At 51.5% G+C, this 25,548-nt stretch carries 21 protein-coding genes; 14 read left to right on the forward strand and 7 right to left on the reverse strand.

What is annotated here, in order from left to right; all coding sequences use genetic code 11:
- Positions 1-154 precede the first annotated feature (154 nt).
- Together LZ463_RS13065 and LZ463_RS13070 are read left to right on the forward strand one after the other, a co-directional pair.
- On the forward strand, positions 155-2,527 hold the full coding sequence (locus tag LZ463_RS13065; RefSeq protein WP_241456190.1) for a GspE/PulE family protein: 2,373 nt from the start codon (positions 155-157) through the stop codon (positions 2,525-2,527).
- A 206-nt stretch (positions 2,528-2,733) separates the two neighbouring features.
- Entirely contained in the window at positions 2,734-3,153 is a 420-nt protein-coding gene (locus LZ463_RS13070; RefSeq protein WP_241456191.1) for a VOC family protein, read from the forward strand.
- 501 nt (positions 3,154-3,654) lie between these two features.
- Here the strand turns inward: LZ463_RS13070 and pgi are convergent.
- Positions 3,655-5,301, reverse strand: a complete 1,647-nt coding sequence (pgi, locus tag LZ463_RS13075) for a glucose-6-phosphate isomerase (protein ID WP_241456192.1) — start codon at positions 5,299-5,301, stop codon at positions 3,655-3,657.
- 364 nt (positions 5,302-5,665) lie between these two features.
- Here pgi and LZ463_RS13080 point away from each other — a divergent pair, with 364 nt between their 5' ends.
- Positions 5,666-6,103, forward strand: a complete 438-nt coding sequence (locus LZ463_RS13080; protein WP_241456194.1) for a response regulator — start codon at positions 5,666-5,668, stop codon at positions 6,101-6,103.
- A gap of 50 nt (positions 6,104-6,153) precedes the next feature.
- Here the strand turns inward: LZ463_RS13080 and rsmA are convergent, their stop codons facing one another.
- From rsmA to LZ463_RS13100, 4 genes are all read right to left on the reverse strand, one after another.
- Entirely contained in the window at positions 6,154-6,936 is a 783-nt protein-coding gene (gene rsmA, locus LZ463_RS13085) for a 16S rRNA (adenine(1518)-N(6)/adenine(1519)-N(6))-dimethyltransferase RsmA (RefSeq protein ID WP_241456195.1), read from the reverse strand.
- A gap of 54 nt (positions 6,937-6,990) precedes the next feature.
- Positions 6,991-8,028 carry a 4-hydroxythreonine-4-phosphate dehydrogenase PdxA gene (gene pdxA, locus LZ463_RS13090; RefSeq protein ID WP_241456197.1) on the reverse strand — a complete coding sequence of 346 codons (1,038 nt, stop codon included), beginning with the start codon at positions 8,026-8,028 and terminating at the stop codon, positions 6,991-6,993.
- Position 8,029: 1 nt separating this feature from the next.
- Entirely contained in the window at positions 8,030-9,388 is a 1,359-nt protein-coding gene (locus LZ463_RS13095) for a peptidylprolyl isomerase (protein ID WP_241456198.1), read from the reverse strand.
- Between the two features lie 178 nt (positions 9,389-9,566).
- Entirely contained in the window at positions 9,567-11,837 is a 2,271-nt protein-coding gene (locus LZ463_RS13100) for an LPS-assembly protein LptD (RefSeq protein ID WP_241456199.1), read from the reverse strand.
- Positions 11,838-11,985: 148 nt separating this feature from the next.
- Between LZ463_RS13100 and LZ463_RS13105 the strand changes: the two genes are divergently transcribed.
- The 9 genes from LZ463_RS13105 to LZ463_RS13145 all read left to right on the forward strand — a co-directional run bounded on the left by LZ463_RS13105 (position 11,986) and on the right by LZ463_RS13145 (position 21,658).
- A complete protein-coding gene (locus tag LZ463_RS13105; protein WP_241456200.1) occupies positions 11,986-13,050 on the forward strand; it encodes an aminoglycoside phosphotransferase family protein in 1,065 nt (354 codons plus the stop codon).
- Positions 13,051-13,059: 9 nt separating this feature from the next.
- Positions 13,060-13,779 (forward strand): N-acetylmuramate alpha-1-phosphate uridylyltransferase MurU, encoded by a 720-nt coding sequence (murU, locus tag LZ463_RS13110; protein ID WP_241456201.1) that lies wholly within the window; start codon positions 13,060-13,062, stop codon positions 13,777-13,779.
- Positions 13,776-15,143, forward strand: a complete 1,368-nt coding sequence (locus tag LZ463_RS13115; protein ID WP_241456203.1) for an aminopeptidase P N-terminal domain-containing protein — start codon at positions 13,776-13,778, stop codon at positions 15,141-15,143. The genes murU and LZ463_RS13115 overlap by 4 nt, the downstream gene beginning before the upstream one ends.
- A 6-nt stretch (positions 15,144-15,149) precedes the next feature.
- The gene (locus LZ463_RS13120) at positions 15,150-16,313 is read left to right on the forward strand and encodes an FAD-dependent monooxygenase (protein ID WP_241456205.1); all 1,164 of its coding nucleotides are present in this window, start codon (positions 15,150-15,152) and stop codon (positions 16,311-16,313) included.
- Positions 16,314-16,408: 95 nt separating this feature from the next.
- Positions 16,409-16,621, forward strand: coding sequence for a hypothetical protein (locus tag LZ463_RS13125; protein WP_241456206.1), 213 nt, complete (start codon positions 16,409-16,411; stop codon positions 16,619-16,621).
- A gap of 497 nt (positions 16,622-17,118) precedes the next feature.
- Positions 17,119-18,594: a CehA/McbA family metallohydrolase domain-containing protein gene (locus LZ463_RS13130; protein ID WP_241456207.1), complete on the forward strand. Its 1,476-nt coding sequence runs from the start codon at positions 17,119-17,121 to the stop codon at positions 18,592-18,594.
- 225 nt (positions 18,595-18,819) lie between these two features.
- A complete protein-coding gene (locus LZ463_RS13135; protein ID WP_241456208.1) occupies positions 18,820-19,437 on the forward strand; it encodes a LysE family translocator in 618 nt (205 codons plus the stop codon).
- A gap of 190 nt (positions 19,438-19,627) precedes the next feature.
- Positions 19,628-20,767, forward strand: a complete 1,140-nt coding sequence (locus LZ463_RS13140) for an HD-GYP domain-containing protein (protein WP_241456209.1) — start codon at positions 19,628-19,630, stop codon at positions 20,765-20,767.
- Between the two features lie 27 nt (positions 20,768-20,794).
- On the forward strand, positions 20,795-21,658 hold the full coding sequence (locus LZ463_RS13145) for a response regulator (protein ID WP_241456210.1): 864 nt from the start codon (positions 20,795-20,797) through the stop codon (positions 21,656-21,658).
- A 22-nt stretch (positions 21,659-21,680) separates the two neighbouring features.
- Here the strand turns inward: LZ463_RS13145 and LZ463_RS13150 are convergent, their stop codons facing one another.
- Positions 21,681-22,136, reverse strand: a complete 456-nt coding sequence (locus LZ463_RS13150; RefSeq protein ID WP_241456211.1) for an Lrp/AsnC family transcriptional regulator — start codon at positions 22,134-22,136, stop codon at positions 21,681-21,683.
- Between the two features lie 353 nt (positions 22,137-22,489).
- Between LZ463_RS13150 and ocd the strand changes: the two genes are divergently transcribed.
- Complete coding sequence (gene ocd / locus LZ463_RS13155) at positions 22,490-23,569, forward strand: ornithine cyclodeaminase (protein ID WP_277624052.1); 1,080 nt, start codon at positions 22,490-22,492, stop codon at positions 23,567-23,569.
- Positions 23,570-23,601: 32 nt separating this feature from the next.
- Entirely contained in the window at positions 23,602-24,513 is a 912-nt protein-coding gene (gene rocF, locus LZ463_RS13160; RefSeq protein ID WP_241456212.1) for an arginase, read from the forward strand.
- A 125-nt stretch (positions 24,514-24,638) separates the two neighbouring features.
- Here the strand turns inward: rocF and LZ463_RS13165 are convergent, their stop codons facing one another.
- Complete coding sequence (locus tag LZ463_RS13165; RefSeq protein WP_241456213.1) at positions 24,639-25,436, reverse strand: tetratricopeptide repeat protein; 798 nt, start codon at positions 25,434-25,436, stop codon at positions 24,639-24,641.
- Positions 25,437-25,548: the final 112 nt, after the last annotated feature.

Consider the following 25,548-nt stretch of genomic DNA (forward strand, 5'->3'; position numbering starts at 1 on the left):
CTTGTATTCAAGGAATGCGCTTCCATGATACATTTTTGTAAAAATTGACTATAGATAATAACAATTTGCACTATCTTGCATTCAAAATCATATTTTGGCTGATAATAAGTGCGTGTTGAACACTAGTGTGATGCGCGCACATCAAGGAAAAACAATGGTGGTAACTGAAAACCTTGCCAATACTCCGAAGGAGGGACTTGACCATCGCCTGCAATTTTTCAAGAAATTACAGACGCTGACCAATAAAATCCATGGCGCGGAAGCATTAGACCAGATCATGCTCGACGTGTCGCCGGACATCTGCAATCTGTTCGAATGTGATCGCCTGACGATTTACGTCGTGGCGCAAGACAAGCTTACCCTGATTTCCAAGATCAAGACTGGTCTGAATTCGTTCAAGGACTTGCGTCTGTCCATTTCAGATCAAAGCATAGCTGGCCATGTAGCGCTGACCAAGACCAAACTCAGCCTGCGCGATGTGTATGACGACAATGAATTGCGTTCGCATTCACCTACCCTGAAATTCCAGCGCGCCGTCGACCAGAAGACTGGCTATCGCACCAAACAGATGCTGGTCGCACCCATCGTTGAAGCAGAAACCAATGAATTGCTCGGTGTCGTACAGTTCATCAACCACAAGTTTGGTGATGCCTTTTCCGCCATTGCATCTGAGGGTGTGCAAGCCCTGTGCGAAACCCTGGCGGTAGCCTTTACCCAGAAAAGCAAGGTCAGGCCAACCAATACGCCGAGAACCAAATTTGATTTCCTGGTATCGGAAGCCATTTTGTCAGCGCAAGAAATGGAGCTGGCCGTCAGGGCAGCCAGGCGCAATCTGCAGGACCTCGAAGAAGTGCTGGCTAATGATTTCAAAATTCCTATTGCCAGCCTGGGACAGGCACTGTCCAAATATTTTCATGTCGTTTATGAACCCTACAAGGCTGATCGCATCATCCCTGTCGATCTTGTCAAAAAGCTCAAACGTCAATATGTGGAACAGAATTCCTGGCTACCCATCATGGAAGACCAGAATGGCCTGACTGTCATGGCGATAGACCCGGAGCACACCAATACCACGCATGTCGTCAACCATGTCTTTGCCACGTCAAAAATCAATTACCGGGTTACAACCAAGAAAGAATTCCGCCTGACCGTCGACCAGTTTTTTGGCACGGTTGCTGATGGCAGTTCAGTTGATGAACTGTTATCCGGCATGGAAGAGGATGACGAAGAAAACGTCGGTCAGGCTGTTGTGGAGGTGTCAGCCGCAGTCGAGAATGAACTGGTCAAGCTGATCAATAAAATCATCGTCGATGCTTACCAGCAAGGTGCATCCGACATCCACATAGAGCCACGTCCGGGCAAGGAAAAAACCCTGATACGCTTTCGCAAGGATGGTTCGCTGTCGCCATATATCGAGATACCGGCCAGCTACCGCAGTGCCTTGCTGGCCCGCATCAAGATCATGTGTGACCTGGATATTTCCGAGCGCCGCAAACCCCAGGATGGCAAGATCAAGTTCAAAAAATATGGCCCCTATGACATAGAGCTGCGGGTAGCAACCATCCCGTCTTCCGGCGGCATGGAAGACGTGGTGATGCGTATCCTGGCGGCGGGCGAACCCATCCCTATCGATAAGCTCGGTGTCCTGCCCTACAATCTTGAACGCCTGAAACAGGTCGTCAGCAAACCCTATGGACTGTTCTTTGTCTGCGGCCCGACCGGCTCAGGCAAGACGACAACACTGCACTCAGTACTGAGCTACCTGAACACGCCGGAAACCAAGATCTGGACTGCCGAAGATCCGGTAGAAATCACCCAGAAAGGCTTGCGTCAGGTCCAGGTCAACCGCAAGGCGGGCATGGACTTTGCGACTGTCATGCGCGCCTTCTTGCGTGCCGACCCTGACATCATCATGGTCGGCGAAATGCGTGACAAAGAGACTGTCTCCATCGGCCTGGAAGCATCGCTGACCGGCCATCTGGTGTTTGCCACTCTGCACACCAACAGCGCGCCCGAATCCATCGTACGCTTGCTTGACATGGGCATGGATCCCTTCAATTTTGCCGATGCCCTGCTGGGCATACTGGCTCAGCGTCTGACCAAGCGCCTGTGCAGCAAATGCAAGATCGCTTACAGTCCTGACATTGAAGAGATCAAAGAGTTGCTTGACGAGTATTGCCAGGAATTGCTCAATACTGAAAGCTTCGTCAAGAACCCTGTGGAGTCCAAGAAAAAAGTACTCATGAACTGGCAAAGCCAGTATGCGGACAAGCAAGGCAAATTTACGCTTTACAAGGCAGTGGGCTGTGATAGCTGTTCCAATGGCTATAAAGGCCGGGTTGGCTTGCATGAACTGATGGTGGCCAATGACATCGTCAAGAAACTGATACAAGACCATGCGCGCGTCTCTGAACTGCTGACGGCGGCTTTAGCCGACGGTATGCTGACACTGAAGATGGATGGTATAGAAAAAGTCTTGTCAGGCCTCACCGACATGAAACAGGTCAGAATAGTCTGTATCAAATGATTCATTTAGGACTTACGCAAAATTGTCCCAGCAAGGCGCTGCGACGAAGACAGTACTTTAGTACGGCTAGGAGCCGCAACGCAGCTGGGGCGATTTTGCGTAAGACCTATTATTGAGAATCGGCTACAATTTCCAGCTTGCTGCTGGCTGATGGCACAAACAAAAAACCGTCAGCCCCATAGCCATCCTTCATACAGAAAGTCATCATGAAATACCTGCACACCATGGTTCGCGTCACCGACCTTGACGCCTCTTTACGTTTTTACCGCGATGCACTGGGCCTGGACCTGGTACATCAAAAAGAGTATCCCAAGGGTCGTTTCACCCTGGTCTATCTGGCAGCACCTGGCGACCATGACGCCCAGGTCGAGCTGACGTATAACTGGGACCCAGAGGTGTACACTGGCGGCCGCAACTTCGGCCACCTTGCCTATCGCGTGGACGACATCTATGCACTCTGCCAGAAGCTGATGGACATGGGTATCGTCATCAACCGCCCGCCACGTGACGGTCACATGGCATTTGTGCGTTCACCCGATAATATTTCCATAGAATTGCTGCAGGCTGGTGAACCGCTGCCACCAGCCGAGCCCTGGGTGTCAATGCAAAACACTGGCAGCTGGTAAGCTTGCCGGGAACCTGATGTACAAATCAATATGCATAAAAAAACGCAGATGTTGATCTGCGTTTTTTATTTACTGATGATAATCAGGACGGCGACTTTCTTTGTTCATGACACGTATTAATACGATAACGGCAAGGAAAACAAGGATACCAATAGCACTGCATATACCTGTCCACATAGAAAGTCCAAGCTTGAATTAAGAGTATTTCTTTATATCAAGTCTAAATATATCAAGTCAATATGACAGCCGTGTTTGTGACGATCTTTATCAATTATTGGTTTTTAGCTTTTTGTGCGAACTGTACATGCAGAGCTAGTGGACTTTAACAGTGAAAAGCGAAGTGCCTGCCATGTGCGCGACGACCAGGGCGGCGTTGCAAATACGCGCGACAGTCCGCTATCGCTGTGCTTATTTGTCAAAACCTTGCCTTGCCCTGATTCGCCGGGCACATGTCCTTCACTTCCGCTTTCACTGTTACAGTCCACTAGTTCCATCACTTCCTCATACGTGTCCATGACGTCTGAAGTAGGCAATCAGGCCACTGGTTGAGGTATCGAGGTGGGAATCATAATCCTGGTTACCAAGAATGGCCGGCAGCAGACGATTCGCCAGCTGCTTGCCCAATTCCACCCCCCATTGATCAAAGGAATTAATCCCCCAGATCACGCCCTGCACAAAAACCTTGTGCTCATACAGCGCCAGCAACATACCTAACTGGAAGGGGTCAAGACTGGGCATCAGGATGGTGGTGGAAGGCTGATTGCCGGCAAATACCTTATGTGGCAAGAGCCTGGCGATCTGCTCGTCGCTCAAACCCGCCTGCGACAGTTCTTCCCTTGCCTGTGCCTCTGTCTTGCCAAAGGCGAGTGCAGCACTTTGCGCCAGGCAATTGGCCAGCAGCGGAGCCTGGTGACCCGGCAAGGGATAATCGCTTGATGCCGCCACCACGAAGTCACAAGGTATCAGCCAGCCCCCCTGATGCAACAACTGGAAGAATGCATGCTGACCATTTACCCCGATTTCACCCCAGACAATGGGGTTGGCGCGACATGTCAGTGCTTCCCCATCACGGCTGACGGTCTTGCCATTCGACTCCATTTCCAGCTGCTGCAAAAACGCCGGTAAATGTCGTATCGATTCGTTATACGGCAAAATGGCTGTGGTTTCCGCACCGAGAAAATTGGTATTCCAGATCGAAATCAGGGCCAGCAGTACCGGCAGGTTTTTTTCCAGCGGGGCCTGGCAAAAATGCTTGTCCATGGTCTCGGCACCTGCCAGCAAACGCTCAAAACCATTCATGCCTATCGCCAGGGCAACGGACAGACCAACTGCCGACCATAGGGAATAACGACCACCCACCCAATCCCATATCTGCACGATGTTGCTGTCCGGGATGCCAAATTCATGCGCCTTTCCAGGGCTGGAAGTAACGGCGATAAAATGCTTGCCGACGGCCCACTCTTCCATCGCTGCAGCCATCAGCCAGGTCCTGGCGGTTTGGGCATTGATGCTGGTTTCTTGCGTGGTAAAAGTCTTGGAAGCGACGATGAACAAGGTCGTGCGCGGATCAAGTTTTTCCAGCAAGGGTGCCAGATGGGCGCTATCCAGATTGGATACATAATAGAAAGTCAGGCCAGGATGCTGGAATGCCGACAGGGCACGTGTTGCCAGCTTGGGGCCCAGGTCAGAGCCACCTATGCCGATATTGACGATGGTTTGTATTGCATCGCCCTTGAAGCCACGCCACAGGCCGCTGCGTACCCGCTCGACAATATCACGCATCTGTTTGCGCACCGCCCGCACTTGCGGCATGACATCTTCAGCCGCGTTCGGGAAAGGCGTAAAGTCACTGTGGCGCAAAGCAGTATGCAAGACTGCGCGGTCTTCACTGATATTGATTTTTTCGCCGGCAAACATGCGGTCACGCCAGCTTTCGACCTTGGACAAGCGGGCCAGCGCCATCAGGCCGTCGAGTGCTGGCTGATCTATGCGCTGTTTGGAATAATCAACGAGCAAGCCATCCAGCTCTACTGAAAAGTGATTGAAGCGCTCAGTATCGCTGTCAAATAATTCGCGCAAGTGTTGCTTTTCCAGCCTTTGTTGATGTGCCAGCAAAGTCTGCCATTCGGGTGTCAGCGTAATATTCATAATAATCCCAGCAATGAATGCCAAAGCAAGTCGTGATTAGAGTTGTGCATAGCTTGTGCAATTATGCATGCATCATCGTCGTTTATTGTTAAAATAAACATTGATTAACGTATTTGTTATTTTCATAAGTCAATGACGGTCTTTGAATGACCACCGCTTAGAACCTGATCACGATCTGTAGCGAGCGGGTGTCAGCGGGGTAAGGGTAACAAATACGCAGCGCAAAAAGCGGAATGTACTTGAGTACATGAGCATGTTGAGCAGCACATGAGCCCCGCTTAAATTCCTATTGCGCCCGCGCAGTAAGATCGTGCACAGGTTCTTACAGAACAGACGTCGATTAGCCTGACAGAAAAGGATGATCATGCTGAACAAACAAGACATAGGCATCTTGATTGTGGATGACAACGACATCAGCCGTTCTATGTTGCGTCATATCCTTACTACAGAGGCATACAATGTTGCTGGTGAAGTATCAAGCGGCGTCGCTGCGCTGGACTGGATAGAAAGAACCATACCCGAGGTGGTTTGCCTTGATGTCATGATGCCTGATATCAGCGGGCTGGAGATACTGGAGCATATCAAGAAAGTGTCCCCAGACACCATTGTGCTGATGGTCACAGGCAGTAACAACAAGGAAACCGTGGTCAAGGCCATCAGGGCCGGGGCGAATGGTTTCATCGTCAAACCCTTCAATCCGGCAACTCTGCTGCAATCGGTCGATTACTCGGTCAACAAATACTACAGACAATTGAAGGTCATGATAGACCGCCGCAAAGCCTGGAAGCAGCGTGGTCTGTAATCTGATCGACTCTGCCGGCCCTGATTTGCCAGAGCCTGATTTATCTGTACTTAAGCCTGGCGGCTACTGAGCAGATTCGCCATGGCGACATAGGCTTCCAGTGAAATCGATTCTGGCCGCAATTGCGGGTCAACACCACAGGCAAGCAGGTCAGCCTCAGTCAATAAACCGGCGACACAATTGCGCACAACCTTGCGTCTCTGTGAAAAAGCCTTGGTGACGACTTCTTCGAGTTTCTTGATATCACAGGGCAAAGCACCTGGTTTGGGTATCATGCGCACGATGGCAGACTCCACCTTGGGTGGCGGGTCAAACGCTTCTGGCGGGACGATGAACATCAATTCCATGTAATAGCGCACCTGCAGCATGACAGACAGACGACCATAAACCTTGCTACCCGGTTCAGCCACCATGCGCTCAACCACTTCTTTTTGCAGCATGAAATGCTGGTCTTCCACCAATGGCGCAATCTCTGCCAGATGAAACAGCAACGGGCTGGAAATGTTGTACGGCAGATTTCCAACCACCCGCAGCTTTTGTCCAGCAGGTACCGGGATGCTGGCGAAATCAAATTGCAGGGCATCTCCCTCATGAATGATGAGTTTGTCTGCCGGGAAATTTTTCTTCAGTCGCGTCACCAGGTCGCGATCAAGTTCGACCACATGCAATTGTGTGAGGCCGTCCAGTAAGAGGCGTGTCATGGCGGCCAGTCCGGGACCGATTTCCACCATGGTTTGTCCCGCCTGTGGATTGATGGAACGGATAATCTGGCTTAATACCATTTCGTCGGTCAGGAAGTTCTGGCCGAATCGTTTACGAGGAATATGTTTCATATAATTTATTGCGCGTTAATTTGACGCATTAATTTGACGCATTAATATGATGCGCTAATAGGATGCGTTAACCATGTCGGCAGCAACCCGGATGGCGACCAGCATACTGCCGACGTCGGCATGACCAAGACCTTGTGCAGCCAGGTCAAGCGCCGTACCATGATCAACAGAGGTACGTATCAGGGGCAAACCCAGGGTGATATTCACACCGAGTCCAAAACTTGCGTGCTTTAATACAGGCAAACCCTGGTCGTGGTACATGGCCAGCACGCAGTCTGCCTGTGCCAGGTATTTTTGCTGGAACAAGGTATCTGCCGGATAGGGCCCCGTCACCTGCATGCCGAGTTCACAAGCCTTGTTGATGACCGGCGTGATCACGTCGATTTCTTCATTGCCAAGGTAACCGTTTTCACCTGCATGCGGGTTCAGACCAGCCACCAGGATGCGCGGCCTGGTGATGCCAAACTTGCTGCGCAAATCAGCATCAATGATGGTCAGTGTCTGCAACAAATCATCAAACCGTATGGCGGCGGCGACCTTGCTCAAAGGCAGGTGGGTGGTTGCCAGCGCAACCCGTAGCGGCTGGGGCAATTGCGCATTGGCTTCACTGGCCAGCATCATGACCACACGGCCAGTCTGCGTTTTTTCAGCAAAGTATTCCGTATGACCGCTGAAAGCGACGCCGGCATCATTGATGGTACTTTTTTGCAAGGGCGCCGTGACGATGGCCTGACACCATTTTTGCTGCACGCTTTCTATGGCGACATCCAGGGTCTGCAAGACTGCCCTGCCGTTCCTGGGGTCAAGCTGACCTGCCACCACATGGGCATGTAGAGGGCAGTCAATCATGGTCAGTCGTTCATTGCCTGAAGCGGGCAAACCCTGATTGCGCAGCGCCTCTTGCGACACCCCCATCATATTGATGGCCGGATCTATATCAGCAGCCAGCATGGACAGGTAGGCTGCATCACCTAACAGTACCGGGCGTATCTCATGACGCAAAGCCCAGGCTGCCCGTAGGGCGATTTCCGGCCCTATGCCAGCCGGCTCGCCTACAGTGATCGCGATGACCGGCAAACCGGGCTGCGGCATTTTATTTATCTTCCAGTCGATAATCGACGTAAGCGCGGTCACGGATTTCACGCAACCAGTCTTGCAGGGCTTCATCCGATTTGCGTTCACGCACTGCCTGACGGGCTGCCACACGCAACCGGTCTTTCGACATTTCATCCGCTTTACGTTCCAATACCTGGATCAGATGCACGCCGTACTGGGATGCAATCGGTTCGCTGATCTGGTTCACCGCCAGCTTGTCCATGGCCTGCTCAAATTCGGCTACGGTCATACCTGGTTCCAGCCAACCCAGGTCCCCGCCCTTGGAGGCAGAACCGTCAGCAGAATAGGTCTTGGCCAGTTCTTCGAAAGTCGCTTCCTTGGCTTCTATCTTCCGTTTGAATTCCAGCAGTTTCTGACGCGCTTCAGCCTCGGTGACGATCTGACTGACCTTGATCAGGATATGCCTGACATGGGTCTGCTGTATGGAAGAGACAGCCTTGGCGTCATTAAGTGCACGCTTGCCATTGACCTTGACAATGTGAAAACCGTTAGGGCTGCGTACGATGTCAGAAATTTCGCCAACCTTGATCTTGGAAATGGCGTCCACAAACAACTGTGGCAGACGATCCTGTTCACGCCAGCCTATGTCGCCCCCCTTGAGGGCTTCGGAGCTGTCTGAATAAGTGACCGCTGTCTTGGCAAAGTCGGCGCCGGAACGTAGTTTCTGCAACACTTCTTCTGCGCGTTGACGACGTGCATTGATCTGTTCGGCAGACGCTTTTTCAGGGATGCTGATCAGGATATGGGCCAGATTCAGTTCCTGCTTGGCTGCCTTGTTGTTGGCTTCTGCCGCCAGGTAGTTATCGATCTCGGTTTCGGACACCTGGATCTTGCTGTCGACTTCACGCTCACGTATGCGCTGTTTTAGGATGTCGTTGCGAATCTCTTCACGAAACTTGGCATAAGACGTGCCTTCACGCTCGATCTGGTTGCGAAACTCCTGCAAGGACATCTTGTTCTGTTCAGCCAGACGCAGCATGGTGCGGTCCAGCATGACATCATCAACCCGCATGCCATTCTCTTTGGCCAATTGCATTTGCGCTTTGTCCGTGATCATGCGTTCCAGCAATTGCTTTTGCAAAACGGCACGATCAGGCAACGGGGTACCGGCTTTTTTCAGGCTCAGTTCTATTTCCGCCATGCGTTCATTCAATTCCTGACGTGTAATCACATCATCATTAACAACCACGACTATGCTATTGATCACTTGCGACTTGCCAGAGGTCTGCGTCTTGGGTGGAGTGATGGGGCTCAGTTTAACTTGTGACCAGGCTGTCGTACTGACGAGCAGGCCAGCAGAAACTGCCAGTGCAGTGAGTAATTTACTTTGTTTCATTTGCAATAAATGTCGCATATTGGTCCAAAATCTTGTTAAACCGTTGCCGTTATAGAGTTGTCCAAGCGGGCAAAAGTTGCAATATACACGTTAGCACCCGTTTCACAAACAATCAGGGCAAAGTACCAACGGGCAAGAGCCTTACTATTAAAACTACAAAACTGTATTCGGTGATGTTTCAACGTTCATTTTCAGGTTGGTAACCTGAAATATTTTTCCGCAGGGCATCAATTGGATTACCGCCAAAACCCAGTCTGGCGAGACCATTCAACTCCAGCTGTATCGAGAAGCCAGAGGTGTTATTGACACTATTGGTGGCAAAGCGCTGTGCCAGGAAGCGCAGTGACCAGCAATCTGCCTTGTATTCAAAGCCGAGCAGACCATCAACCATTTTCTTGTCCATGATGGAATAGTTGCTGCGCCCTACCATATACCAGCGGTCTGCCATGGGCCATTGAGTAGATACGTCAACCTGCTCCAGCGTATTGCGCTGATAACGATAGGCTAGGTTCAAGACCTTCTTGGGCGAAGGCTGCCAGTGTATGCCATAGTTGGCGCGCACAGACTGCCGGTCTGTCTGACTCAGTTGCAGGGCCATATCGCCACTCAGTGTGGTGGATATCTTGCCTGTTGCCGCCAGCAGCAGATCAGAACGGCTGGGGCTGACCGTGTTATCGAGTGTCACCCTTTGTGTATTGAAATAAAAGCGCTGACCTATGGCCAGCTTCAGGCTTTCATCCCCGTTGCCCTCAATGAAGCGCGATACGACGGCGGCGGTGATCTGGTTGGAATCGCCTATCCTGTCCTGGCCGGTAAAACGATTTTCACTGAAAATCTGGGCAAAATTGAAATCAGCAACGGCGCTGTCGAAATTCGGCATCTTCGACTGGTCACGGTAAGGCGTGTTCACATAGAACAGGCGTGGTTCCAGCGTTTGCGTGAGGTCAGTATCAAACAAACGTGTCTTGCGTTCAAACACCAGGCCGCTGTCGACAGAAAAAGTCGGAACGACGCGGTGGAAATCAGCCTCCTGCCCCGGCGTCGGGTTCACCAGATGGTAAGTAGTGGCATGCAAGGACAGCTTGGGAATGACAAAACCGCCCGACTGCACCAGCGGCAACGATATCTGCGGATTAACCACAGTACGGTCACCGCGCACCAGGGTAGGATGCCAGAAACGCGTCACCAGGCTGTCCATGGACCAGTCGAAACCAGCAACATCATGCTGCTCGGCATGCAATTGCAGTTGCGGCAAACGGTCATATGGCCGGTCTATCGGTGCAGTCAAATCCTGCAGGACCTGATAATTGGACGTCCTTAAACCCAGGCTCCAGAATGAGCCGTAATACGTCAGGTTCGCTTCGCGCAAGAGCAGGCGCTGCGCCGTCTTGGTAATCGTGCGTGAAAAATCGGCTGGGTAATTGTCATCCGATGCGCTATTGATATTCCATGATAACTCCAGTTGCGGCAGCAGTTTTTGCTGATGCACGGAAGCCACCGCATAGCGGTTGGTATTGGTGACGCGGTCATTGAGCAGACCCTCTACACTGGTCTCACCAGAGTAAGTCTCGCCAAGATAGCGACCTTCCAGCCCCAGTTGCAGACCACGCCTGGCAATCATCTTGGGATAGACGGTCAAGTCACGGTTAGGAGCGATATTGAAATAATAAGGCAGTGTTACTTCAGGACCGCCCTTGGATGAAGCACCAAGAATGGGCGGCAACAAGCCGGAATGGCGGGCGCCCGACAGGGGAAAAGTCAGTGAAGGTGTCGCCAGTATGGGCACGCCCTTGAAATATACAACCGACTTGCCCGCCACGCCGCGATCAAGACCGGTATCCAGATCCAGAGTATCAGCCTGCAAATACCAGTCCGGATCCAGCCCTTCGCAAGTACTGTAAGTTCCCCTGGTGATGGTGGAACGTTCCTCATCCTTGAAGTCAATGCGGGCGGCATGGCCCTGGGCATTGTTGCGCAACAGCTTGTACACCGGGTTGCTGACATAACCGGCATTCGAATCAAGTTGCATGCGCATGGCGTCACCGGTGTAGCAATCACCATAGCGTTGCACACGTACCTTGCCTGTAGCCTCTACCTCATCCTCCAGATTGCGGTACATGGCTTCGTCAGCATTGACACGGGTACCACCCTTGACTATCTCGACATCATGCTCAAACTTGATGAAACGCTCCGGCCGGCCGTTGAATGCTTCAGAGCGGATAGTCACGGGAGCATTCTTGTCGTCCTGCTTTTGCTTGTCAATCTGCAGTTTTTCTTTGGATGGTTTATCGTCCTGCTGTTTTTTGACCTGTACTTCGTCTGGCGCAACGGTCGGCACAGTCTGAGCCATTACCTGAGAGAAATAGGCAGGCACCAAAACCGACACCAGAATCGCCGGAATAGTAGGAAACAACAGCGGTGAGTGAGATAATACGGGTTTCCTGCGCATGAATTCAGTGGTCAAATAAGCGTTTTGCCAAGTATGCTGGCCGATGTCATACAGACAATACGCCAGAAATCAGTCGCCTATTATAGGTTAAATGCTGGCAAAACCACTTGAAGTATGCAGACAAACTAAACTCTATTAAATTTTATACATGTCTTCTTCTGCAATTCCGGCAAATTCTTCTGCATCTCCCGCGATCTCACCTGAAAAAGAGCAACGTCGTCAGGCCCTGCTCAGCTGGCTTGCCAGCCTCAATCAGCAAGGCCTGAAGCTCGACAGCATGCGTCCGGCTTCTGCCGACGCCAGTTTCCGCCAGTATTATCGTATTGACACGGCAAATGGCGGCAGTCTGATCGCTGTTGATGCGCCACCGGCAACAGAGAACAGCCAAGCCTTCATCAAGATGGCGAATTTACTGAAAGACATCAACCTGACTGTACCGAAAGTACTCGAACATGATCTTGATCAGGGTTTCATGCTGGTGACCGATCTGGGCACGAATACTTATGGCCAGATATTGAACAGTGATAATTCCCACAAGCTGTACATGGACGCCATTGACGCCCTGGTGCTGTTGCAGGTGCAAAGCCAGCCTGATGTCCTGCCAGAATATGACCGTCCTTTTATCTTGCGCGAACTGAACATCTTCAAGGAGTGGTATATAGACAAGCATCTGGCCGTCACACTCAGCGATACCCAGACCACTACCCTGGACAAGGTGTTTGAACATTTGACGGCCAGTGCCCTGGCCCAGCCCCAGGTGTATATGCACCGCGACTATCATTCACGCAACCTGATGTGGATGGACAAGGGCAACCCCGGCATCCTCGACTTCCAGGACGCGGTATATGGCCCTATCACTTATGACCTGGTGTCACTCCTGCGTGACGCCTATGTGCAGTGGGATGAAGAAATCGTGCTCGACTGGGCAATACGCTACTGGGAAAAAGCCAGACGTGCCGGCCTGCCGGTCGCACCGGACATCGACAGTTTCTACCGCGATTTTGAATGGATGGGCCTGCAGCGCCACCTGAAGATACTCGGCATCTTTGCCCGCCTTTCACATCGCGACGGCAAGCATCATTACCTGGGCGACATCCCGACTGTCATGGAATATGTACGCAAGACTTCGCATCGCTACAAGGAACTGGTACCACTGTTGCGCCTGCTTGACGAGCTTGAAGACAATGCGCCTCAAGTCGGCTACACCTTTTAAGGCGCATCAATGAAAGCCATGTTACTTGCCGCCGGTCGCGGCGAACGTATGCGACCATTGACTGACAATTGCCCCAAGCCTTTGCTGAAGGTGCGCGGCCGCCCGCTGATCGTCTGGCATATCCTGAACCTGGTGAAAGCTGGTGTCACCGAACTGGTCATCAATCATGCCCATCTCGGGCATATGATAGAAGAGGCTCTTGGCGATGGGTCACGCTACGGCGCCAGCATACAATACTCGGCCGAAGAGCAGGCGCTTGAAACCGCGGGTGGCATTGCCAAGGCCTTGCACCTGCTCGGTGATGATCCCTTCATCGTGGTGTCTGCCGACATCTACATCCCGCACTTCAATTTCACCGAATGCCTCAATACCCTGGAAGACAATAATCCCTGGGGTAACCCGCTGCCACTTGACGAGCGTGATATCGCCTGGCTGTACATGGTGAAAAACCCATCCTTCCATCCTGGCGGCGATTTTGCCCTGAACCTGATGGGCCTGTCGAATGAAGGTACGCCACGTCACACCTTTGCCAATATTGGCGTCTACCGGCCGGAGATGTTCGCCTCGATACGTCCGGGTGATCATGCCAGATTGGGCCCTTTGCTACGCGAATACATCGATGCTGGCCGCATAGGCGGAGAATTGTATCGCGGTGAGTGGCATAATCTGGGCACCCCTGATCAACTGGAAGCGCTGAATGCGCCCCTAAATTTCAAAGGAACCGCATGAGCATCCCTTCCGTGCCACCCCTGCTGTCTTACCTACGGCGTCGCCAGCAGTTGCAGTCACAGATGCTGGCACAAGGTGGCGGCATCGCCATCATCCCCACGGCAAGTGAATTGATACGCAACAACGACAACACCTTTCCTTTCAGGCACGATAGTCATTTTTATTACCTGTCCGGTTTCAATGAACCGGAAGCCATCATCGTAATCGTCGCCAAAGCTGACCAACAGCAAGCTATTTTGTTTTGCCGTGAAAAAAATCCCGAGCGTGAAATCTGGGATGGATTTCGCTATGGCCCGCAAGCCGCAGAAAAAGAGTTTGGTTTCGATGCTGCCTACCCCATAGACAGTCTTGCAGAAAAACTGCCTGATCTGCTGGCCGACGCCCACAAGCTGTTCTACAGCACAGCCATGGAACCGCATATCGATGAACAGTTGCAGCGGAGCCTGCAAGCCGTACGAGCCAAAAGCCGCAGCGGTATCCGTGCACCAGCCATCACGGTCGATGTACGCGAGCTGATCGATGAAATGCGCCTGTTCAAGGATGAAACCGAGATCGCCCTGATGCAGCGCGCCGCCAGTATTTCTGGCATGGCCCATGCCCGTGCCATGCGCAGCGTGCAACCAGGCAAGTATGAATATGAACTGGAAGCCGAACTGCTGCATGAATTCCGCCGTCAGGGCGCGCAGTCACCGGCCTATGGCTCCATCGTTGCCGCTGGTGGCAACGCCTGCATATTGCATTACCAGAGCAACCAGGCGCAGATACAGGATGGTGATCTCGTGCTGATCGATGCAGGCTGCGAATACGACAGCTATGCATCTGACATCACCCGCACCTTCCCTGCCAATGGCAAGTTCAGCACTCCACAGCAACGCCTTTATGAAATCGTGCTGGCTGCGCAACAGGCAGCCATTGACTGCGCCCACCCCGGTTCACGTTATATGGACGGGCATCATGCCGCCGTGCGCGTACTGACCCAAGGTATGCTCGATACTGGCCTGCTGGATAAAGATAAGGTCGGCGGTCTCGATGATGCGATTACCAGTTCTGCTTACCGTCAGTTTTACATGCATGGCACCGGCCACTGGCTAGGGCTCGACGTGCATGATGTAGGCAATTATCGGGAAAATGAAAAAGTCGGCGACGAAAAACCTTACCGCCAGTTGCAGGCCGGCATGGTCATCACCATAGAACCGGGCATCTATGTACGACCTGCCGAAGGCGTACCGCAGGAATACTGGAACATAGGCATACGCATAGAAGACGATATACTGATCACCGCAGACGGCCACCTGAACCTGAGCCGCGACACACCCAAAACCGTGGCAGAGATAGAAGCAGAAATGCGCAGGCATCAGGCGTAAGAACCTATGGATCAAATCATCAACGATGTGGATATAGCGATTTGCGGTGCCGGCCCGGTAGGCCAGGCATTGGCCCTGCTGCTGCATCAACAAGGATTTCAGGCTGAGCGCATTGTCCTGTTCGATGGCAAAACTGCAGAACAGGCCGAGCAGGATGCACGCTCTATCGCCCTGTCGTATGGCAGTCGGCAAATCCTGGAATCTGCTGGCGCCTGGCCCATTACGGCCACTAGCATCAGCGAAATCCACGTCTCACGCCGTGGCCATTTTGGTCGCAGCCTGATGCGCGCCAGCGACTACGATTTACCAGCGCTGGGTTATGTAGCGCGGTATCGCGACATAATCCGCCCACTGCAACAGGCGATCAAACAATCCGGCATACGCATCACCAGACCACATACCATTACCGCCATTGATGAAATGACCGACCACGTGCGACTGAGTCTGCGCCAGGCAGATACACAGGCTATCAGCCACATCAGCGCCGGCATCGTGATACAGGCCGAAGGCGGCACCTTTGGCGACCAGCAGCAAAGAACACAGCATCACGATTATCAGCAAACCGCCATCATCGCCCATGTGAATACTGACGCCCAGATCGCCGGGCGCGCATTTGAACGCTTTACTGATCAGGGCCCACTGGCCCTGTTGCCACAGGAAGATGGTTATGCCCTGGTGTGGTGTGTCAGGCCAGAACAGGCCAGCCACTTGCTGGCGCTGGACGAAGCCGCTTTCAGGCAAGCCTTGCAGCAGGCATTTGGCAACCGCCTTGGCAATTTCATCAAGACCTCTGCCCGTCTGTCCTACCCGCTGGGCCTGAATGCACAGGCACAAGCCACCGCACGCACAGTCGCTATCGGCAATGCAGCCCAGACCCTGCATCCAGTAGCAGGCCAGGGCCTGAACCTGGGTCTGCGCGACAGCATCGTACTGGCCCGCACCCTGGCCGCCATGACAGATCCTGCTGCTGCCTTGCAAGCCTATCTGGCTGAACGGCAGACCGACAGAAAACTGACGATACGCATCACCGACAGCATGGCCCGCGCCTTTGCCAGCAGCCCTGATGGTTCCTTCAACCAGGCACTGCTTGGACTGGGATTGGGTACACTGGACTTGATTAAACCAGCAAAAAAAATGCTGGCCGATCAGATGATGTATGGCTGGCGCTGAACATTTTCATGTATCCATATTGAAGCAATATGGACAAAAATGAAGCAGATGCGGGGATTACTCTATAATCCGCCCTTCAACTGAAAGGAAACACCATGAAATTGCGCATCAAGAGACGTCACCTGAACTATGGCCGTTTGTACAATCACCAGCTGGCTGTCGTGCTGGAATCTGCATTTGAAGAATTCAAGAGCAACTTTAACGAGCAAGGTGCATCCATTGCCGAATCCATCGATTCACTGAAAGACCTGGGCGCCAGCTACCGCAACTTCAAGAAATTTGCCCTGCGCTTCGCCAAGGCACACTAAGTAGTTAGTACATTTGACGAGTCGTGGCGGATGGCGCACGCCGCCCAGCACGACTCGTATTTCATTGCTGGCCTGATAGCAAATCGCTGCGCCGGCAGCACAAAGTTCAGCCTGCCCTCCCCCTCCCGAAACAAGCCCGCTTTTCCGCAATACCATTGCGTATTTAGTCATACTTCTCACATTCAAACAGCGCGGACACACCAAAGCACGTCCGTATTCAGTGATGCTTATTGCTTAATGCAATCGATTGTAATTCTGTCGTAACAATCGCCTTTTACAATGCACTCATATACCAAAAATATATTTAATTGCCAGTATATGAAAATTAATTGCATTAGAGAAAAGGATTTCCCATGCGCCCCCGTTTTTTGAGTTTGATTGCTCTTTCCTGTGCTGTTCCTTCCGCCGTTTTCTTGCTGCATGGCTGTGGCAGTTCGTCTGACAACCCAAATCTGCCCGTAACATCCCAAGCTGGATGGACGACGGGCGACTTGCACGTGCACACCATACAATCCGACGATGCCCGCACAACGCAAACGCTGGATACCGTGCTGGACAAGGCTTTCACCAGCTATGGTCTGGACTGGACCGCCATCACCAATCACCTGCGCTCGTCAAAATATGACAATAACGGTGCCCTGCTGGCAAACCCGGTACCTTTTGCGTATGGCATGGAATCGTATGAAATCCCCAGAATCAAGGCCTTGCAGGCTTCTGGACGTTATGCAGACAAAACCATCTTCTCTGGCTTTGAATGGGATATGCCCACGCATGACCATTTGGGCGTCAGCATTTTTGATGTGGCCGATGGCAAATTGATTTCATCTACGTCGGCGGCCAAGGAATTTCAATATCTGTTCACTACACTGGAAGACAACAAATTTGATGCGGCGGATGTCAGCAAGTGGAAAGCGAAATATCCGCAACGTTTTAACAGCACGGCAGCAGACGCCTTGCGGGCCATTTCATGGTTGAAGAAAAATTATCCTGACACCAGTTTTGTCACGATCAACCATCCTTCTCGCAATCCCGGCAAGTACACGATTGCCGACTTCCGCACGATGAATGACATGGCGCCCAATATCATGTTCTCGATAGAAGGCATGGTCGGCAACCAGATGGAACCCGATCGCGGCGGGTATACCTCCAGCTATACCGATGCCAACAAACCAAATCGTGTGTATGGTGGGGTGGATGCCGTCGTGGCGCAAGTGGGTGGTGTCTGGGATGCCTTGCTGGGTGAAGGTCGTCGTATCTGGAATATTGCCGATTCTGACTCGCATTTTAAAATCGATGACGCAGGCAATAGCAGCGGCTACTTCCCTGGCGAATACGCTAAGAACTATGTGTGGATGAACGATAAGAAAGCAGGCGTCAATGAACTGATCAAAAGCCTGCAGTCAGGCAGAATGTTCAGCGTCTTTGGCGACCTTATCAATGCCATGGAATTCACCGTAAGCAACGCAAACGATGTAAAAAACATGGGCCAGGAGCTGAAGGTAGCGAACGGCAGCACCGTAGATGTCACCATACGCTTCAAGAGCCCGGTAAAAAATAACTATGAATTTCCGGTTGGCAGCGGCGTATCCGGCAACAAGGCGCCGAAAGTGGATCACGTGGATCTGATCGTAGGTGATGTTGGCAGCAAGGCGGCGCCAGATTCCAGTGCCTACAATGTGGCGACCAACTCCAGCACCAAAGTCTTGAAACGCTTCACCAGCGCCGACTGGAAAACAGATGCTGATGGTTACAACGTCATCAAGTACCAGATGGTCGTGCAAAAAAATCAGTATCTGCGCCTGCGTGGCACCAACCTGGGTATCAACGTCGCAGATATGACGGACAATGGTGAACCTTTGGCAGACGCCAAAATCACGACCGCGGATAACCCCACGCGTCACAACCAGATCAATGATCGCAACTACGCCAGTTTATGGTTTTATTCCAACCCTGTCTTTGTTAGCGTGAATTAGGCCTGATCTCATCCAGGGAAAATAAAGGGCTACATGCAGGATGCAATTGCATGTAGCCTGCCTATCTTTCCCCAAGGCCCAGGAAATTGTCATTGCGATCAATTTCATATGCGTTTAAGTGTCAGCACACCAATCTGTTACCGAAGTGTCGATCAAATCTGTATCCCTGCCATGCAGTTTTTCAGGAGTACAATTTTGGCGATGACATAACAAGGGGCAGCTGCCATGAAACTGTATCCACTATTCCTGTTGATGGCGACCGCCACCGTCTTCAGCCCTGGCCCGGGTGTCGTCATGACACTGACGAATGCCTTGCGCTATGGCCTGCGCGGCACATTTGGCGGCATCTTGGGGATTGCCTTTGGCGCACTGATCGTCGCAGCAATTTCTGCCACCAGTGTTGGTGTCATTCTTGCAGCATCAGCTACCGCCTTCACGATACTGAAATTGCTCGGTGCCGCCTATCTGATATTTCTTGGTGTTAAGCTTTGGCGCGCTCCAGCGTTTCGTTTCACTGAAGGCAACGCTCATGAAGCGAGCTTCAAGAAGCGCTTTCTTGAAGGACTGTCATTACAAATGACCAATCCCAAGGCGATTTTTTTCTTCCTGTCCATCTTCCCGCAGTTCATTGATCCAAGCCTAAGCTATGGCTTGCAGTTCAGCGTCCTGGTCATGACATACAGCAGCCTGATCGTCATCATCCATAGCAGTTATGCCATTTTTGCCGGCCGCGCAAAAAAATGGCTGACGTCAGAAAAAGGCAGTTCGTTCATGAACAAGGTCGGTGCTGCCACCTTTGTATTTTTTGGCTGCGCCCTGGCTGGAGCCAAACGCGCAGGCTAAATCAGCTTGATTGAAAATGCTGTGCAGTGCACCAGTGCAGGCCAGCAACAGTTTCTCTTGCTTCTGGCTCAGTCAAGGGCGTGTTGACATTTCATAACAAGTATCCTCCCAGATTTCTGCTACGATAATCAGGAAGCCTGCACCGTAGACTTCATGCTTGTTTGAAAACAATCCACCATTCGAGGTGTGCATGTCAACAAGACGCATAGGAATGTCAGACATCGTCATCGGGCAAGCCTTGCAATGGGATGTGTATGGTAACGATGGCAGCCTGCTCTTACGCAGAGGCTTTATTGTCACTAATCCAAATCAGGTGTCAGCACTGGCAGAACGGGGTCTATTTGCCGACACCGGCAAAACCGATGGCAGCAACTTGCGTGACGGCAAAGCAGAAAAAGCTACAGAAGCCCCGTCCGTAGTGCGCACGATCATAGGCGTACGTACTGAACTGCGCCGGCTGCTCTACAATATTAATACAGAAACGAATGTCCAGGGGCAGGTCATCAGCCTGGCAAAAAAAATGGGCGCAGCGGTATTCATGGATTCCGACGTTGCTCTCGGCTGCATCCTGCTCAGCCAGGATGAAAACTACGGCGCCCGTCATTCTGTCGATACAGCTATCGTTTCACTGCTGATCGCCCGTGCATTGAAAAAACCACCTGAAGAAATGCTGACACTAGCCGCCGCTGCGATGACGATGAATGTCGCCATGCTCAGGCAACAGGAAAAACTGCAAGACAAGATTGACGCCCTGAGCAGTGCAGAACAGGAACTGATATCGCAGCATCCTCAATCTGGCGTCACCATGTTACGTGCAGCCGGGGTGGACAATGAAGACTGGCTATCCTGGGTACTCAATCATCACGAAAGTGATGATGGCAGTGGTTATCCGACCGGAAAAACCAGTACCGACATACCACAAAATGCCAAGATCATTTCGCTGGCAGACCGCTATTGCGCACGCGTCTGCATACGCAGCTATCGTAAATCCATGCTGCCCAATGCTGCCTTGCGCGATATCCTGGTCGAGGGCAAGACAAGAATAGATCCCATGCTGGTGACTGTATTTATCAAGGAACTTGGCACCTACCCCATTGGCACTTTCGTCAAGCTGGAAAGTGGCGAAACAGCCGTCGTCACTGGCAAGGGCGCTACCACCACTACTCCTTACGTGCATGTGCTGCTAGGCCCTCGTGGTGCTGCCATGTCAGTCCCTGGCAGGCGCGATACACAAAACCCTTTGATGGCCATACGCGAAGTCTTGCACCGTGACCAGGTACCGGTCAAATTTACCATGCGTCATCTGTGGGGCGATATCGCCCGATTATGAAGCACCGGAAACCCAGGTGGCACAATAATGAAGACACACCATTCACTCGAAGCATTGGTCAACATCATGGACAACAACTATCCAACTTATGTATGCGAACACGATACAGAAAGTTTTGAGGAATTGAATCAGGCCGCTTGTTACAGTCTGGTCTACCTGTATTTTTCTGATCTGAATGCAGCTCGGCAATTGGCAGCAACACTGGCTTTGCATCATTATGAGGTGGTTTGTTTTAATGTCGCCACTGAATTGCAGTCTGCGATTTTAGTGCGCGCACCAAGGGCATTGATCATCGATATAGACACTGAGGCTGGTCAGTTAGCCAGGTCCAGGATACGCAACCGCGTCATAACGTCTTTTCCCGTCATTTACGTCTCGGCCATAGACGATTTCTCGCAAAGACTGGCTGCGGTCAGGGAAGGGGCTGAAGGCTATTTCATCAAGCCACTTGATGTCGACGCATTGAGCGCCAGGATAGATGAAAAAATTACCCAGAATGAGGTACGCGCCTATCGCATACTTGTCGTTGATGATGATGAAGTACTGGCAAGCTACTTTGAGGCAATACTCAGTAGTGCAGGCATGCATGTAAAATCCATCAATGATCCGGCGGAAATTCTCGACGTCATGAAGAAGTTCAAGCCAGAACTGGTACTAACAGACTTGAATATGCCCGTCTGCAGCGGCTTGGAGATGGCGCAAATCATACGACAAAACAATCGCTACCTTGACATCCCCATCGTCTTTCTATCGGGTGAAACACAACAAGAAATTGTTGCAATAGAAACAGGTGCCGACGATTTCCTGAGCAAGCCGGTTGATCCGGAAAAACTGATCTCGACCATCGCCAGCCGCGCCGAGCGTTATCGCAATCTGCGCAAGCACAAGTAAGGCGCCAGAACATTACAGTCCATTAGTCTATGGGCAAGCCGCTGACAGGCTTGATTTCTTCCATGCAGATCATGGAACGCAGCGATGCCACGCCTGGGACCTGCATCAGCGTGTCCGTCAGGAATTGCGACAGGCTTTTCAAATCGCTGGCGACCACCTTGAGGATGTAATCAAAGTCGCCGGAAATGGTGTGGCACTCAATAATATTGGGAAAAGCCATCAGCTGGCGTTCCACCTCGCGCACATTACGAAATTGCTCCCTGTCCAGTGACAGGTTGACAAAAGCCATCACCCCCAGACCTATCGCCGCCGGTACCACCTGAGCAGTATATGACCTGATCACCCCCTTTTCTTCCAGGGTACGGACACGTCTCAGTGTCTGCGGAGCAGACAGATGTATGCGCTCAGCCAGACTGAGATTACTCATGCGTCCATCTTGTTGCAAGTGACGCAAGATACTGCGGTCGTAAACATCCATTTTCATTCCCCTGTGCCACCCTGATTTTCAGGATATTTTATCAATTTCATGAAATAAGAAATTTAATCACATAATTTCATATTATATGAAATTTAATTTCTATTTACATGGAATTTACATCATATTTAGCAATCTAATTCTTTCCACCTCTGGCTACAATGGTTAACAGAATACATAGCACAACAGGTGCGCAAGAGCCTGATGCGAAATGGGTCTGGTTGGATTTCCGTACGATGGTTTCACTCTTATCAGCGTGAAATCAGGAAGTCTCGCAACACCAGGAAGAACCAGGGTGATTTCGCAATAGCCTCTGAGTGTGTTCTCGCAAGTCTTTATAACAAACGGAGAACATGATGGTGACCTTCATAGGCACGAAAGAAATGCAAAACCACTTGAAAAAAACCAGGCTGGAAGACGCGATTACGCGCATGGCTGGCATGATCAAGGAAGATTATCTGCGCTGGCAGGCTTTTGACAAATCAGCCCGCGTTGCCAATCATTCAGATGTCGGCGTCATAGAGTTGATGCCAATTTCTGACGGCGCTCAATATTCATTCAAGTATGTCAACGGCCATCCCAAAAACACCCAGGCTGGCTTGCTGACCGTCACCGCCTTTGGTGTACTGGCGGATGTCAATACCGGTTATCCGCGCCTGCTGTCAGAGTTGACACTGACGACTGCCATCCGCACTGCCGCCACATCTGCACTGGCCGCCTCCTATATGGCAAGACCAGACAGCCGCAGCATGGCCCTGATAGGGAATGGTGCACAAAGCGAATTCCAGGCGGTGGCTTTTCACGCCATGCTCGGCATCAAAGAGTTGCGCGTTTATGACATAGACCCGGCAGCGACCGACAAACTGATTCATAATCTGCGTGCTTACCCGGATTTACGTGTAATACGTGCGGCATCCATTCCAGAAGCGGTCAAGGGTGCCGATATAGTCACGACGGTCACGGCCGACAAGACCAATGCCGTGATCCTGACGCCGGACATGATTGAGCCTGGCATGCATATCAATGGTGTAGGCGGGGATTGCCCTGGCAAGACGGAATTGCATGCCGATATTTTGAATAATGCCTATGTCGTTGTTGAATATGAACCTCAGTCCAGGGTGGAGGGCGAATTGCAGCAAATGCCAGCCGACTTCCAGGTGACTGAGTTATGGAAGATTTTGGAAGGAAATGCACCAGGCCGTCATCTTGCCAGTGAAGTCACCGTGTTTGACTCGGTTGGCTTTGCACTGGAGGATTTTTCAGCCATGCGCTATCTGGAAAAATATGTCATGCAGGCGAATTCACCCGTACTGGACCTGATCCCTGAAATGATGAACCCGAAAGACCTGTTTGGCATGGGTATGGCTGCCAACACCACCAGTGCAGGCAGCAGCAACCGGACAGCAACAGATCGTGCAATACCAATAAACGCCTGACCAAGGCATTACAGCGAGAACGAAGTCAACGAATGAAAACCATTTCCTTAATTGGAGCACCTACAGATGTAGGTGCAAGCGTCAGGGGCGCGGGCATGGGGCCCGATGCATTGCGTGTGGCAGGCCTGAACGAGGCTTTGACGGCGCGCGGCCTGAAAGTCATCGACCATGGCAATCTGCATGGTCCGGCCAATCCCTGGGAACAACCAGTGAATGGACTGCGCCATCTCAAAGAGGCAATAGACTGGAACCAGGCTGTGTATGATGCCGTCGACAAGGCCTTGCGTGACGGCCACATGCCCATGATGCTGGGTGGTGATCATTGTCTGGCAATAGGTTCCATCAGTGCGGTGGCAGCACATTGCCGCCGCGTCGGCAAAAAACTGCGTGTTCTGTGGTTTGATGCCCATGCAGACAGCAATCTTTCTACCATCAGCCCTACCGGCAATATCCATGGCATGCCAGTCGCCTGTCTGATGGGTCATGGCCCGAAAGAATTGATCAACTATGCCGGCCATACACCGGCCATACAGCCGACGGACATACGTCTGATAGGCATACGCAGCGTCGACGATGGCGAACGCAAGTTCATCCACGAAATGGGTATGCAGGTATTTGATATGCGCTATATCGATGAATACGGCATGCGCAATGTGATGTCCTCAGTACTGGCCAACCTCGACAGCAATACCCATTTACATGTGAGTTTTGACCTGGACTGCCTGGACCCCGGCATTGCGCCTGGCGTTGGTACGGCTGTGCTCGGCGGCCCCAGTTACCGCGAAGCACAATTGTGCATGGAAATGATCGCCGACACGGGCCTGATGGCCTCACTGGATGTGGTCGAACTCAATCCGGCTCTTGATGTACGCAACCAGACTGCCGTGCTGGCCGTGGACTTGATCGAAAGCCTGTTTGGCAAGTCTACCCTAGTGAGGATGTAGATCAGGGCGGTTGATACCTCCATGTTACCCGTGTGATAAAGTCAATCACATAGACGACAAAAAAGCGCATGAATTACTTTTCATGCGCTTTTATTTATCATCGGCAATGATGAAATCGGCAAGAATTATTTCGACCTTGATGCCTTGATGGCTTCCACGCCGTTAGTGTAACGCTCAAGATCCCTCACGCGATTGGCAGCCATTTCATTTTGCATGCGATCATATTCCAGCTTTTTGCTCTCTGCATCAGCTGTAATGAAGGCCTCTGTCTCTGCTTTCCAGGCCCGCTGTTTTTGATTGATATTGATGGCGATGGTATTGGCTTCATCAGAAATGGCATTGTATTTTTTGTCCATCAAGGCGACAGCCTGCGCCATTTCTGCATCATTCATCAACGCACTGATATTTTGGGGAATGGCGCTTCCTGCCGGTAATGCCGCATTGTAACCGGCAACAAAACGGTTGTAGCAAGCCTGCCAGGCGTTCACACTGGCGGTGACGGCGCTTATTTCCTGCCTGGTTTTTGAAACAGCAGGTATGACGGGCTGGACACAGTTAAATTTGCTCAGCTGTACATCACGGCCATCAAAACCCGTCGTGTAGTAACTGATTTCGGCGGCCTTGATACCGCGCTCTTGTATGATGGCATGGAATTGCTGGGCTTTCTTTTGACCACCATCTGCAGCTTTTTTGAACCATTGCGCCGCCACATTGACATCAACGGCCACACCATCGCCAAACCAGTACATTTCGCCGAGCATTTCTTGCGCATCCGGATTGCCGGTTTGGGCCATTTTTGTATAAATTGCCGCTGCCCTGGCATAGTCCTTGTTAGTGTAATAACGCTGCGCATCATTCAGATCTTCGGCGTATGCGGCACTGAACACACTCATCATCAACATGAATTGCAAAATTCTAGGCATGACTGGTCTCCGGTTATAGTGTTGATTAAAATTTAATCATGCTATCCATGATAGCAACAAACCTTGAATATGCAATATATCAATGACTAAATAAAAAAAGCCTTGTCGATAC

Source organism: Undibacterium paludis (genome assembly GCF_022568815.1).
Lineage (GTDB): Bacteria > Pseudomonadota > Gammaproteobacteria > Burkholderiales > Burkholderiaceae_D > Undibacterium.